Source organism: Zobellella sp. DQSA1 (genome assembly GCF_041950555.1).
Lineage (GTDB): Bacteria > Pseudomonadota > Gammaproteobacteria > Enterobacterales > Aeromonadaceae > Oceanimonas.
Genome location: NZ_CP169531.1, coordinates 3327260 through 3339136 on the forward strand (window position 1 = coordinate 3327260; position 11877 = coordinate 3339136).

The 11877-nt window shown below is 61.0% G+C and carries 13 protein-coding genes; 8 read left to right on the top strand and 5 right to left on the bottom strand.

What is annotated here, in order from left to right; translation table 11 throughout:
• The first annotated feature begins 71 nt into the window (after positions 1–71).
• Both ACEVBK_RS15935 and ACEVBK_RS15940 read left to right on the top strand, forming a co-directional pair.
• Positions 72–1382, top strand: a complete 1311-nt coding sequence (locus ACEVBK_RS15935) for a YjiH family protein (RefSeq protein ID WP_375055882.1) — start codon at positions 72–74, stop codon at positions 1380–1382.
• A gap of 93 nt (positions 1383–1475) precedes the next feature.
• Positions 1476–2012, top strand: coding sequence for a YaeQ family protein (locus ACEVBK_RS15940; protein ID WP_375055883.1), 537 nt, complete (start codon positions 1476–1478; stop codon positions 2010–2012).
• Positions 2013–2322: 310 nt separating this feature from the next.
• Here ACEVBK_RS15940 and hutC read toward each other — a convergent pair whose 3' ends face one another.
• Positions 2323–3033: a histidine utilization repressor gene (gene hutC / locus ACEVBK_RS15945; RefSeq protein ID WP_375055884.1), complete on the bottom strand. Its 711-nt coding sequence runs from the start codon at positions 3031–3033 to the stop codon at positions 2323–2325.
• A gap of 156 nt (positions 3034–3189) precedes the next feature.
• Here hutC and ACEVBK_RS15950 point away from each other — a divergent pair, with 156 nt between their 5' ends.
• Positions 3190–3672 (top strand): MarR family winged helix-turn-helix transcriptional regulator, encoded by a 483-nt coding sequence (locus tag ACEVBK_RS15950; protein ID WP_375055885.1) that lies wholly within the window; start codon positions 3190–3192, stop codon positions 3670–3672.
• On the opposite strand, the gene ACEVBK_RS15955 is transcribed toward ACEVBK_RS15950, so the two are convergent.
• Positions 3669–4250 (bottom strand): YjaG family protein, encoded by a 582-nt coding sequence (locus tag ACEVBK_RS15955; RefSeq protein ID WP_375055886.1) that lies wholly within the window; start codon positions 4248–4250, stop codon positions 3669–3671. The two genes, ACEVBK_RS15950 and ACEVBK_RS15955, sit on opposite strands and share 4 nt — an antisense overlap.
• A 155-nt stretch (positions 4251–4405) precedes the next feature.
• Between ACEVBK_RS15955 and ACEVBK_RS15960 the strand changes: the two genes are divergently transcribed.
• Positions 4406–5350, top strand: a complete 945-nt coding sequence (locus ACEVBK_RS15960; RefSeq protein WP_375055887.1) for a D-2-hydroxyacid dehydrogenase — start codon at positions 4406–4408, stop codon at positions 5348–5350.
• A 2-nt stretch (positions 5351–5352) separates the two neighbouring features.
• Positions 5353–5928, top strand: coding sequence for a uracil-DNA glycosylase family protein (locus ACEVBK_RS15965; protein WP_375055888.1), 576 nt, complete (start codon positions 5353–5355; stop codon positions 5926–5928).
• On the opposite strand, the gene znuB is transcribed toward ACEVBK_RS15965, so the two are convergent.
• Together znuB and znuC are read right to left on the bottom strand one after the other, a co-directional pair.
• Positions 5925–6713, bottom strand: a complete 789-nt coding sequence (znuB, locus tag ACEVBK_RS15970; protein ID WP_375055889.1) for a zinc ABC transporter permease subunit ZnuB — start codon at positions 6711–6713, stop codon at positions 5925–5927. The genes ACEVBK_RS15965 and znuB overlap by 4 nt on opposite strands.
• Complete coding sequence (znuC, locus tag ACEVBK_RS15975) at positions 6703–7440, bottom strand: zinc ABC transporter ATP-binding protein ZnuC (RefSeq protein WP_375055890.1); 738 nt, start codon at positions 7438–7440, stop codon at positions 6703–6705. The genes znuB and znuC overlap by 11 nt, the downstream gene beginning before the upstream one ends.
• An 87-nt stretch (positions 7441–7527) precedes the next feature.
• Between znuC and znuA the strand changes: the two genes are divergently transcribed.
• Together znuA and mepM are read left to right on the top strand one after the other, a co-directional pair.
• Entirely contained in the window at positions 7528–8514 is a 987-nt protein-coding gene (znuA, locus tag ACEVBK_RS15980) for a zinc ABC transporter substrate-binding protein ZnuA (RefSeq protein ID WP_375055891.1), read from the top strand.
• Between the two features lie 192 nt (positions 8515–8706).
• The gene (gene mepM / locus ACEVBK_RS15985; protein WP_375055892.1) at positions 8707–10053 is read left to right on the top strand and encodes a murein DD-endopeptidase MepM; all 1347 of its coding nucleotides are present in this window, start codon (positions 8707–8709) and stop codon (positions 10051–10053) included.
• A 68-nt stretch (positions 10054–10121) separates the two neighbouring features.
• Here mepM and hemE read toward each other — a convergent pair whose 3' ends face one another.
• The gene (gene hemE, locus ACEVBK_RS15990; RefSeq protein ID WP_375055893.1) at positions 10122–11189 is read right to left on the bottom strand and encodes a uroporphyrinogen decarboxylase; all 1068 of its coding nucleotides are present in this window, start codon (positions 11187–11189) and stop codon (positions 10122–10124) included.
• Between the two features lie 212 nt (positions 11190–11401).
• On the opposite strand from hemE, the gene rsd reads away from it, so the two are divergent.
• Positions 11402–11866 (top strand): sigma D regulator, encoded by a 465-nt coding sequence (rsd, locus tag ACEVBK_RS15995; RefSeq protein ID WP_375055894.1) that lies wholly within the window; start codon positions 11402–11404, stop codon positions 11864–11866.
• The last annotated feature ends 11 nt before the right edge of the window (positions 11867–11877 follow it).

The window sequence follows — 11877 nt, forward strand, 5'->3', positions numbered from 1 at the left end:
AATAGACAATCGATTAACATTAGGCGTATTTTTGTATATACATTAAACGTCATTCACACGGAGGTCACCTCATGCACCAAGTTACGGAGCAATCCCGGCCCCAGGGCAAGGCCATCGGTCGGCTGCTGGGCCTGAGCGCCATCGGCATCTTTATTTTCTTTATCCCCATCAGTCTGCAGGGTAAGACCAGCATACCGCTGGATCACATGGTGGGCTGGCTGCGCGCCGCGCTGGGCGAAACCGGCGCCGGCTGGTATGCCATGGGGATGATAGTGGCAGGGGCCATTTATCCGCTGGCCACCGGCCGCTGGAAGCAGAGCCCGACCGACCGGGTGTTCCTGGTGCTGAAATGGCTGGGGGTGGCGGCGGGCCTGATGGCACTCACCGGGCTGGGCCCGGCGGCGCTGCAGGCGCCGGACATGCTGCCCTTCCTGTTCAATAAGCTGGTGATCTCGGTGGGGCTGATCGTGCCCATCGGCTCGGTATTCCTGGCTTTCCTGGTGGGCTACGGCCTGCTCGAGGCCATCGGCATCCTGGTGCAGAAGCTGATGCAGCCGATCTGGCGTACCCCGGGCCGCTCGGCCATCGATGCGGTGGCCTCCTTCGTAGGCAGCTATTCCATCGGCCTGCTGATCACCAACCGGGTGTACAGCGCGGGCCACTATTCGGCGCGGGAAGCGGCCATCATCGCCACCGGCTTCTCCACCGTCTCCGCCACCTTCATGATCATCGTCGCCAAGACCCTGGGGCTGATGGAGATCTGGAACCAGTACTTCTGGCTGACCCTGCTGATCACCTTCGTGGTCACCGCCATCACGGTGCGGCTGCCGCCCCTCTCCCGCATGGACAACAGCGCCGCACACCGCGAGCCGGAAGGCGAGCCCGGCAACCGCCTGGCCACCGCCTGGCAGAACGGGATGGAGGTAGCCGAGCAGGCACCGTCACTCGGCCGCAACGTGATCGACAATTTCAAGGACGGCCTGGTGATGACCATCAGCATACTGCCGTCCATCATGTCGGTGGGACTGATCGGCCTGCTGGTGGCCAAATACACTCCGCTGTTCGACTGGCTCGGCTACCTGTTCTACCCGGTGACCTGGCTGTGGGGGCTGGATGACGGCATGCTGCTTGCCAAGGCCACCGCTTCGGGGCTGGCGGAGATGTTCCTGCCGGCGCTGCTGATGGCCGAGGCCGACTTCGTGGCCCGCTTCGCCGCCGGTGTGGTGTGCGTGTCTTCGGTGCTGTTCTTCTCGGCCTCGATTCCCTGCATACTGGCGACCCGCATCCCGCTCAAGGTGGGCACCCTGGTGCTGGTGTGGTTTATCCGCGCCTTCCTCAGCCTGCTGCTGGCCATCCCGGTCGCCATGCTGATCGCCCCCTGATCCGGTGCCGGCCCGACGACGCCCGGAGCGCGTCGGGCTGGATACCGCCCCGGCTTGCCGTTAAGATGACGCTTTTCCATTTGAGACAGCACCATGGCCCTGACCGCCACCCTGCACAAAGTCCGCCTGAATATCAGCGATCTGCACCGCCACTACTACCAGGAGCACAGCCTGACCGTGGCCCGACACCCCTCGGAAACCGAAACCCGGCTGATGGTACGCTTGCTGGCTTTTATGCGCCACGCCGATGAAGACCTGGGTTTTACCAAAGGGTTGAGTACCGATGACGAGCCCGAGCTGTGGCAGAAAGCACCGGACGGCCGTATCCTGCTGTGGGTGGAGCTGGGTGAGCCCAGCGTCAAGCGCATCAAGCAGGCACTGTCCAAGGCCGAGCGGGTGGTGGTGTACAGCTATGGCGGGCGCAGCGCCCTGGAGTGGTGGAACAAGCATCAGATAGAGCTGGGACAGCTGCCGCGGCTCGAAATTTACCACCTGGCCGATCCTCAGCCGGCCCGGCTGGCCGACCTCTGCACCCGCAGCATCGACCTCTTCGCCACCCTGCAGGAATCGGACATCCAGTTGACCGACGGCAAGAACAGCCTGGATCTGCAACTGACCCAGTGGCGCTAACCCAGGCGGGAAGCGGGAAGTATTGTAATTCCGGCCCTCCGGCCCTGGCCCGCAACCCTAATACCAGCATGGCACTCCATACTGCCGGCAAACCCTCAGACTCGCTTAAAAAAGCAACGCCCGTACCAGGGTGCGGCGGTTCCGCCGACCGTCATATGCTAGGGGGAGTGAAGCGCCTAGCACCGTCGTTATCCGGCATATGCGAGCGTAGATGGGAAGTATTCACGCGAGTCGGCGGAGTTGGCCCTTTGGCCGACTCACACAAGTAGTACAGACAACGTTGCCATCAAGCGGAATGCCGGGCTGGCGCTCAGTCCAGCTTGAGGGTGGAACGCAGCTTGTATTTGTTGCCCGGATGCCACAACCGGGCAAAACTCACCAGCTGATGCAATGACCAGGTGCGCCGGGTCACCAGCAGGCAGGGCTCTTCGGGCCCTATTTGCAGCCAGTCACACACCTGTGCCGGCGCCAGGCGCGCCTCGACGATATGCTCCAGATCCGACAGCGGGCAGTGCTGCACCAAGTAGGCATTGGGGGTCATGCGGCCGAAATCGCACTCCAGGTAACCGGGAGCCAGCACCGGGTTGACGAAGCGCTCCTCCACCTGGATAGGCACCTGGTTTTCCAGGTGCACTATCACCGAATGGAACACCCGGGCGTTGAGCCGCATGCCCATCTGCAGGGCAATTTCCTCGTTTGCACGGATACTCTCCAGCTGCAACACCCGATTGCCGTATGCATGACCCCGCAGGCGTACCTCGTCGGCAATATTGTTGATATCCGCCAGGGGTGACTCGGCCTTGGGCTCGGTAACGAAAGTGCCCAGCCCGGCCCGACGCATCAGATAACCTTCCTGCACCAGATCGCGAATGGCCTTGTGGGCCGTCATCCGGCTGACGCCGAACTGCCCGGCCAGCTCCTGCTCGGGCGGGATCTGCTGGTGCAGCGGATATTCCCCGGACTGGATGCGTTCGAGAATATGCTGCTTGATCTGCTGGTAAAGGGGGGTTGATTGGGTCACATGGCCTCCTGCGATGGTTGCAATTGTACATACAATTGCCGGCCAGTCCCAGTCACCGCCCGCGAAAGTTCCCTTTGGGTTCAACGGGGCTTTCCCCTGCTGCCGTTTTACGCTATGGTGCGCGCAAATCCAGCAAGCCCCATCGGCAGGAAGACCTTGGAAAAACATGAAGAAGTGCTGGTGGCACTACGCCAGATCATCCGCGCCATCGACCTCCACTCCCGGCAGCTCAGCAAGGTTTCCGGCCTGACCGGCCCACAGCTGCTGCTGATGCAGGCGATCAACGAGCACGGCGACATCACCATGCGCAAGCTGGCCCAGGCCACCAACATGAGCCAGGCCACCGCCACCACCATCATCGATCGACTGGAGCAGAAACAGCTGGTGCGCCGGGAACGCAGCCAGACCGACAAACGCAAAGTGCATGCGGTGCTTACCGACGAGGGTAAAACCAAGCTCAAGACCGCGCCCCGTCCCCTGCAGGAAAGCTTTATCCAGCAGTTTCAGGCACTGGAAGCCTGGGAGCAGAACCTGCTGCTGTCGTCGGTACAGCGCATCTCCTCGATGATGAACGCCAACGACCTGGACGTGGCGCCCCTGCTGCAGGTCGGCAGTCTTATCCAGGAAGAAAAATACTAGTCCTGCAGGCCGATACCCAGGTTGGACACCCCATCCTGGGCGGCGAAGTCCCGGATGGCCAGGATGGCCTCGGCCTCCCGTGGTTGTGCCACCTGTTCTAGCAGTTCCACCTGAAACTCCATTTCCGCTTCCATCAGCTCGTGCTCATACAGCTCTTCGTCACTGAGATCCCGCTCTGCCAGCAATTCGGCAAAACCGGCCACCGCCCCCAGAGAGGCGTTGCTGGCTTCCATCGCTTCTTCGCCGATACGGCAGATCACCGAGTTGTAGGCCGCCCCCAGGGCCACGCAGGCATCCAGGGCCGGGTAGGCACCATAGGATTCGAAACGAGCCGGATCAGGAATAAATGGTTCGAAGGCTTCCAGCTCGGCGGACAAGTCCACCCGTGATCCCTTGACCGTCAGGTAAGTCCAGAGCACATCCAGAGTATGACGAAAACGCTCGCCGCTTCCGAAGCCGGAGGTATCGCCGAACAGGCGGTAGTTGGGATACATCCGTTCGGCCAGGGCCAGGGCAAACACCGTTTGCTGCCAGGGCATCAGTTTGTTGAGTTTCTTATAAAATTTTTCACCGAACACGGTCAGTTCCTTGTGGTTGGGCTCGCCGCATTGTTGCCAATCTGACCGTTTGCGGCCAAGGCTCACACTTTATGCGGGAAACACTGGTATAAGTTTTTGCTTGTGCCATTGTCTCATAAAAAGCTGGCACAAAAAGCACATTGAGGAGAGAAGGTATGGCCAATCATACCCTGTTACTGCTCAGTCAGGATAACGCCGAATACCATGCCCTGTTAAAGCAGGCCTACCTGCCCGGACTGACCATACTGGCCCCGCGGGAAGAAACGGAGATCCAGGCCACCCTGACCCGCGCGGATATTCTGCTGGGCGAGCCCGCCCGCATCAAGGCCAGGCTCAGGGACGCACGGGCGCTGAAATGGGCCCAGTCCACCTACGCCGGGGTCGACCTGCTGCTCGGCCCCGGCAGCCGTCAGGATTATATGCTGACCAATGTGCGCGGCATCTTCGGTCCCTTGATCAGCGAATACGTCTTCGGCCACCTGTTGTCCATCAGGCGTCACCTGCGCCACTACCGGGAGCAGCAGCGCCACCACGACTGGCAGCCCATTCCCTACCAGAGCATCCACGGCAAGACCATGCTGATCCTCGGCACCGGCAGTATCGGCCAGCATATCGCCGCCACCGCCCGCCATTTCGGCATGGAAGTGCTCGGCATCAGCCGTGCCGGCCGGGAGGCAGCCGGCTTCGATCGCACTTATCAGGTCCAGGCCCTGAACAAGGTATTGCCCAGGGCCGACGTGGTGGTCAGCGTGCTGCCTTCCACTCCCGAAACCCGCGGTCTGTTCAATGCCGAGCGGCTCTCTCATATCAAGCCGGGGGGCATCTTCTTCAACGTGGGCCGGGGCGACGCGGTGGATGAAACCGCCCTGGTGCAGGCGTTGCGCAACGGCCGTATCGGCGCCGCCGTGCTGGACGTGTTCGCCACCGAGCCGCTGCCGACGGACAGCCCGTTGTGGGACATGCCCAACGTGGTGATCACCCCCCATAACGCCGGTTACAGCTTCCCGGATCAGATAGTGACCCGCTTCAGCCGTAACTACCTGAAATATATCGAGGGCAAGCCGATGGAGGGGCTGGTCAACTTCGATCTGGGTTATTGAGCATGGACAAACTGCTGCGAGAAGTACGGGCCTGCCGGCTGTGTGACGCCTTCCTGCCCCTGGGCCCACGCCCCGTGGTGCAGCTGGCCACCGGGGCCAGAATACTCATCATCGGCCAGGCGCCGGGGATCAGGGTGCACGAAACCGGCATTCCCTGGAACGATCCTTCCGGCGACACCCTGCGTAAATGGCTGGAGGTAAGCCGGGAGCAGTTCTACGATCCGGCGCAATTCGCCATCATGCCCATGGGCTTCTGCTACCCGGGCAGGGGCAAGAGCGGTGACCTGCCGCCCCGGCCCGAATGCGCCCCCACCTGGCACCAGCGGATACTGGCCGCCCTGCCCCGTATCGAACTCACCCTGCTGATTGGCCAGTACGCCCAGCGCTATTACCTCGGCAACCGCTACCGCACCCTCACCGATACGGTGCGCCACTGGCGGGAATTCGCCCCGAGCCGGCTGCCACTGCCCCACCCTTCCCCCCGCAACCGCCGCTGGCTGCGCGACAACCCCTGGTTCGAGCAGGAAGAGCTGCCGGCCCTGCGGGCACGGGTGCACCAGGTGCTGGGGCAGAGCTAGCCCCGCTTCGGTAAAAATTGGGAGAGCAGGAAGAGGCTGGCGGCCACCACCACCACCGAGGGGCCGGCGGGGGTGTCGTGGCTGACGGACAGCTGCAAGCCCCCCAGCACCGACAGCATGCCGAGACCCATGGCGTAGAATGCCATCTGCTCCGGGGTGCGGCTGAAGCGACGGGCGGTGGCGGCGGGGATGATCAGCAACGAGGTGATAATCAAGGCGCCAACGAACTTCATCGCCACCGCGATCAGCACGCTGATCATCATCAGCAACAACAACTTGAGCGGCTCGACTCGGACCCCTTCCACCCGCGCCAGTTCCTCGTTGACGGTAATGGACAACAGCTGGCTCCAGTACCGGCGCAAGACCAGCAACAACACCAGGCCGCCGCCGTAGATCCAGTACAGATCCACCGGCTGGATCGCCAGCAGATCGCCGAACAGGTAGGCCATGAGATCGACCCGCACATTGTCCATAAACGCCAGGGATACCAGGCCGAGGGACAGGGCGGTATGGGCCAGTATGCCGAGCAGGGTATCGGTGGCGAGCCAGCTGGCTCGCTGTAATGCCGCCAGAATGATGCCGAGGCACAGGCAGGCCACCAGCACCGCCAGGGTCAGGTCGATATGCAGCAAGAGACCCAGCGCGACCCCCAGCAGGGAGGAGTGAGCCAGGGTATCGCCGAAGTAGGCCATGCGCCGCCATACCACGAAACTGCCCAGGGGGCCGGCCAGCACGGAGATACCCAGACCGGCCAGGAGGGCGTAAAGCAGAAAACTATCCCACATGGCGTACGTCCCCATGATGCTCATCGTCACAATCATGGTGGTGGGTATACACCGCCAGTTGGGTCAGTTCGGGCCGGCCGAACAGGCGGGCAAATTCGGGGTGGCGCGCCACATGCTCCGGCTCGCCGTGACAGCAGATATGCTGGTTCAGGCAGATCACCCTGTGGGTACTGGCCATGACCAGGTGTAAATCGTGGGACACCATCAGCACCCCGCAGTGCAGTTCGTCGCTGAGCTGCTTGATCAAGGCATAGAGTTCGGTCTGGCCGTGCACGTCCACGCCCTGGGCTGGCTCGTCCAGGATCAGCAGCTCCGGTTCCATCATCAGGGCACGGGCCAGCAGAATTCGCTGCATTTCGCCGCCGGACAACGCCTGCATGGCCCGTTCGGCCAGGCGTTCCGCCCCCACCCGGGCCAGCGCCTGGGCCACCGTCAGCCGGCGTCCGTGGGACAGGCTCATAAAACGGGCCACCGTCAGCGGCAACACCGGATCCAGGTGCAACTTTTGCGGTACATAACCGATACGCAGGCCAGGTTTGCGCCACAGCCGCCCGGCACTGGCGGTCCGCAGTTGCAGCACCAGCTTGATCAGCGAACTCTTGCCGGCACCATTGGGGCCGACAATGGTCAGAATTTCGCCGCTGTGCAGGGTCAATGAAATCCGTTCGAGGATCACATTGCCGTCGGCTTCCAATCCGACGTCCGTCAATTCTACCAGCTTGGTCATCCGCTTCGCGCCTTTACATCTTTATTTGTAATATTATAACATTGCCGGTTCACTAAACACCATAACCGAGGTATAGGGACCCGAGCCATGAGAGCCTTACTGTTGCTGGCGTTGCCCCTGCTGCTGAGCAGCCAGGCCCGCGCCCTGGAAGTATTAACCACCATCAAACCCCTGCAGTTGATCGCCAGTGCCATTACCGACGGCCTGAGTGAACCCGATCTGCTGCTGGCTCCCGGTACCTCACCCCACGATTATGCCCTGCGTCCTTCCGACGTACGTCGTATCAATCAGGCCGATCTGGTGGTCTGGGTCGGTCCCGAGCTGGAAGGCTTCCTGACTCCGCTGCTGGGCGACAAGGAAAACAGCCTGGCGCTGCTGGCGCTGATTGAACCGGAAAAACACGGGCATCACGACGAGCATGATCAGGGCGGCCACAACCATCACCCGCATCATGGCGGCCATGATCATCATGCCGAGCACCACCATCAGGACGAGCATCATACCGGTAAAATCAGCATCGGAAACCAGGATGATGAACATGATCACGATCATGGCGACAAAGATCCTCATATCTGGCTGGATCCTCACCACGGCGAGCGCATCGCCATCCTGCTGGCCGAGCGCATGGAACAGCTGGATCCGGCCAATGCTGATCTGTATCAACGCAACCTGACCACTTTCCGGACAGAATTGGCGAAAACCGACGGCGCCGTGGCCGAACGCCTGGCCCCGGCACGAGGCAAGGGCTATTTTGTATTCCACGACGCCTACGGCTACTGGGAAGATCACTACCAATTGCCGTCCCGCGGCCATTTTACCGTCAACCCCGAACGGGCTCCCGGCGCACAAACCGTTAGCCGTATCCATCAGGCCCTGCGCGATGAACAGGCCCTGTGCGTCTTTGCCGAACCCCAGTTCCGGCCGGCGGTGGTCGAAGCCGTGGTTCGCAATACCTCGGCGCGGATCGGTACGCTGGACCCATTAGCGACCAACATTGAAGCCGGTCCCCGGGGTTATTTCGCCTTTATGCAGCAGATGGCAGAGTCCATGGCCGCATGTTTACTCAATGAGTGATAAAAATCTGAAATAAAATTCGGTATAATGCGGAACTTTCGTATCATACGATGCACTAACTTGGGTGGCCCGCCTGTGCGGGCCATTTAGTAATTAAACGTTAACCGCTTTATTATCTCTGGATCCATGCCTGGATAGATAAAGCGGTTTTTGTATGCACAGTTGAGCAACCAACAGGCACAGGTAATCCGGATGAATCCTCTCCGCCCGATACAAACAAAACTGCAGGAAATACCGGCGCAACTGCCCAAACGGCACCTGTACGGTATTATACTGCTGAGCGGCCTGACCCTGACCACGGCGGTGATGATGCCTTCACCCAACGAACGGGTTGAACAGCCGATCAAGATCAGCATCCCCGCCAGCCTGAACTTGCCCAAGGAAGCCCGGGAACAGGTCAACAACACCGAATTCTATACCCTGCCCAACGACGAAATCGGCCCGCTGGAACCGGTCGATGCCCTCGAGGTCATCGCTTCCGGAGAGCCCGAGTGGCAGGAATATGTGGTGCAGCGCGGCGACACCCTGAGCACCATCTTCAATGGCCTGGGCCTGCCCCTGGCCACCATGTACAAACTGCTCGATGCCGACAAAGAAAGAGCGCTGGACGGGCTCAAGCCCGGCCAGACTCTTTCTTTGCTGATCGATGAAGACAACCTGCTACAGGAATTCAAGATACAGCAGGATCTGCTGCACAGCCGCCTCTTCGTCCGCTCCGGCGAGAACTACCAGAGCCGCCTCCAGACCGAAGAAAGCAACTGGGAAAGCCGGGCCCTGGGTGGAGTGATCAACGGCAGCTTCTACCTCAGTGCCCGGGATGCGGGGCTGTCACCCAGCCAGATCCAGCGGGTGGCCAACCTGTTCCAGTGGCAACTCAACTTCGCCCGGGATCTGCGCCAGGGGGACAGCTTCAAGGTGGTGGTACAGCGGGAATTCGTCGATGGCCAAAGCACCGGGAAATCCGAATTGCAGGCGGTGCAGATCACCAACAAGGGCCGTACCTATCATGCCTTCCGCCATGAGGACGGCAAGTTCTACGACGCCAAGGGCGAGAGCCTGGAACGGGGCTTTGTGCGCATCCCTCTCGAGCGTAACACCCGTATCAGCTCCAACTTCAACCTGACCCGCAAGCATCCGGTCACCGGCCGGGTACAACCCCATCATGGCACCGACTTTGCCGTGCCCATCGGTACCCCGGTACTCGCCCCCGGTGACGGTGTCGTGGTCAAGGCCACCCGCCATCCGCTGGCCGGTAACTACCTGGTGATCCGCCACGGTCGCCAGTACACGACCCGCTTCCTGCACCTCAGCCGTTTCCTGGTCAAGGAAGGTGACACCGTCAAGCGCGGCCAGCGCGTCGCCCTGTCCGGTAACACCGGTCGTTCCACCGGCCCGCACCTGCATTACGAATTCCACGTCAACAACAGGCCGGTGGACCCCATGCAGGTCAAGCTGCCCATGGCCGAAGGCCTGAGCGGTGCCGAGCGCCGCACTTTCCTGGCCAGAGTAGAACAGTACAAGCGGGAGTTCGCCGGCTAAGCCACGGCCACCGCCATCAAAAAAAGCGCCCGAGGGCGCTTTTTTGTTTCAGCTAATGGTGGTGAAACTCAGCCCTGATGGTAGGGCCGCGACAGGCGGTGCACCGCCTCGATAAAGGCGCCGGCGTGCTCCGGATCCACGTCCAGATGAATGCCGTGGCCCAGGTTGAACACATGGCCCGGGCCCTGGCCAAAGCCTTCCAGTATGGTCGCCACTTCCTGCTCGATGCGGGGAAGGGGGGCGTAGAGCATGGAAGGATCCATATTGCCCTGCAACGCCACCTTGTCGCCGACCCGGCGCTTGGCGTCGGCGATATTGATGGTCCAGTCCAGGCCGACCGCATCACAACCGGTAGCCGCAATCGCCTCCAGCCACTGGCCGCCATTCTTGGTGAACAGGGTCACCGGCACCCGACGGCCTTCGTGCTCACGGGTCAGGCCATCGACGATTTTGGCCATGTATTGCAACGAAAAATCGTTATAGTCACGCGGCGTCAGCACTCCGCCCCAGGTATCGAAGATCATCAGCGACTGGGCACCCGCGGCCACCTGGGCATTCAGGTAGGAGGTCACGCTGTCGGCCAGCTTGTCCAGCAACAGGTGCAGTGTCTGGGGCTCGGCATACATCATCTTCTTGATTTTGGTGAAAGCCTTGGAGCTGCCCCCCTCCACCATGTAGGTAGCCAGGGTCCAGGGGCTGCCGGAAAAACCGATCAGCGGCACTTCCCCCTTCAGTTCGCGGCGGATGGTGCGCACCGCATTCATCACGTAGCCCAGTTCCCCTTCCGGATCCGGAATACCGATTTTCCGTACATCGGCCATGGAGGCCACCGGACGCTCGAACTTGGGACCTTCGCCCGCCTCGAAGTAGAGCCCCAGGCCCATGGCGTCGGGGATGGTCAGAATGTCGGAGAACAGGATGGCCGCATCCAGCGGGAAACGGCGCAGCGGCTGCAGGGTCACCTCGCAGGCCAGCTCGGCATTCTTGCACAGCGACATGAAGTCGCCGGCCTGGGCCCGGGTAGCCTTGTATTCCGGCAGGTAGCGACCGGCCTGGCGCATCATCCATACCGGGGTATAGTCTACCGGCTGGCGTAAAAGGGCACGTAAATAGCGATCATTCTTGAGTGTATTCATCCCGTCGTTCCGGATCAGGTGGCAAATTGGCCGCATTGTAACATCAGACGGAGAAATCGGAAAAAACTGCATGCCGCCGGCCGGCCGTAACGACAACCCTGGAGAATGGGGAGCCAGCGCCCAACTTGCCCCCTCAACTCTTGACCACCGCTGATCTTTTCTTTACTTATAATTTATTGCCACCTCTATTCAGGTTGCTCACGGAGGGAATCATGCTCAGGAAAATGGAACAGACCAAGGCGCAGCTGGCCGGCAAGCACCATGCCCTCGACGCCTTTATCAATGCCCGCCAGAATCTGCTGGTCGAATATATCCGTCTTTCCACCAACAAGACGCTGCCGACTCAGGCTGAGCTGGAAGAGTTTTGCGGACAGCTGGTCGATTATGTCTCCGCCGGCCATTTTGAAATCTATGATTATGTGGTGACCGCCTATGAGGCGGCCCAAGGCAATGCCCGGCTGCTGGCCGAACGGATTTATCCGCGCATCAAGCAAAACACCGATGAGGCGCTGAACTTCCACGACAAATACACCCAGGCCGACGAAGATAACCTGCTGGAGCTGGATCAGGAACTCAGCCACCTCGGAGAGGTTCTCGAAGAGCGCTTCGAGCTCGAAGACCGGCTGGTTTCCGCCATCGCCCTGGTCGATCATCTGGACACCGGACAACCCGCCTGAAAGGAGCCGAC

What these genes read in the sequence shown, in the direction of transcription:
- ACEVBK_RS15935 (WP_375055882.1), top strand. Translation starts at nt 72, where the DNA reads ATGCACCAAGTTACGGAGCAATCCCGGCCCCAGGGCAAGGCCATCGGT.
- ACEVBK_RS15940 (WP_375055883.1), top strand. Translation starts at nt 1,476, where the DNA reads ATGGCCCTGACCGCCACCCTGCACAAAGTCCGCCTGAATATCAGCGAT.
- ACEVBK_RS15960 (WP_375055887.1), top strand. Translation starts at nt 4,406, where the DNA reads ATGGCCAATCATACCCTGTTACTGCTCAGTCAGGATAACGCCGAATAC.
- ACEVBK_RS15965 (WP_375055888.1), top strand. Translation starts at nt 5,353, where the DNA reads ATGGACAAACTGCTGCGAGAAGTACGGGCCTGCCGGCTGTGTGACGCC.
- znuB (WP_375055889.1), bottom strand. Translation starts at nt 6,713, where the DNA reads ATGTGGGATAGTTTTCTGCTTTACGCCCTCCTGGCCGGTCTGGGTATC.
- znuC (WP_375055890.1), bottom strand. Translation starts at nt 7,440, where the DNA reads ATGACCAAGCTGGTAGAATTGACGGACGTCGGATTGGAAGCCGACGGC.
- znuA (WP_375055891.1), top strand. Translation starts at nt 7,528, where the DNA reads ATGAGAGCCTTACTGTTGCTGGCGTTGCCCCTGCTGCTGAGCAGCCAG.
- mepM (WP_375055892.1), top strand. Translation starts at nt 8,707, where the DNA reads ATGAATCCTCTCCGCCCGATACAAACAAAACTGCAGGAAATACCGGCG.
- hemE (WP_375055893.1), bottom strand. Translation starts at nt 11,189, where the DNA reads ATGAATACACTCAAGAATGATCGCTATTTACGTGCCCTTTTACGCCAG.
- rsd (WP_375055894.1), top strand. Translation starts at nt 11,402, where the DNA reads ATGCTCAGGAAAATGGAACAGACCAAGGCGCAGCTGGCCGGCAAGCAC.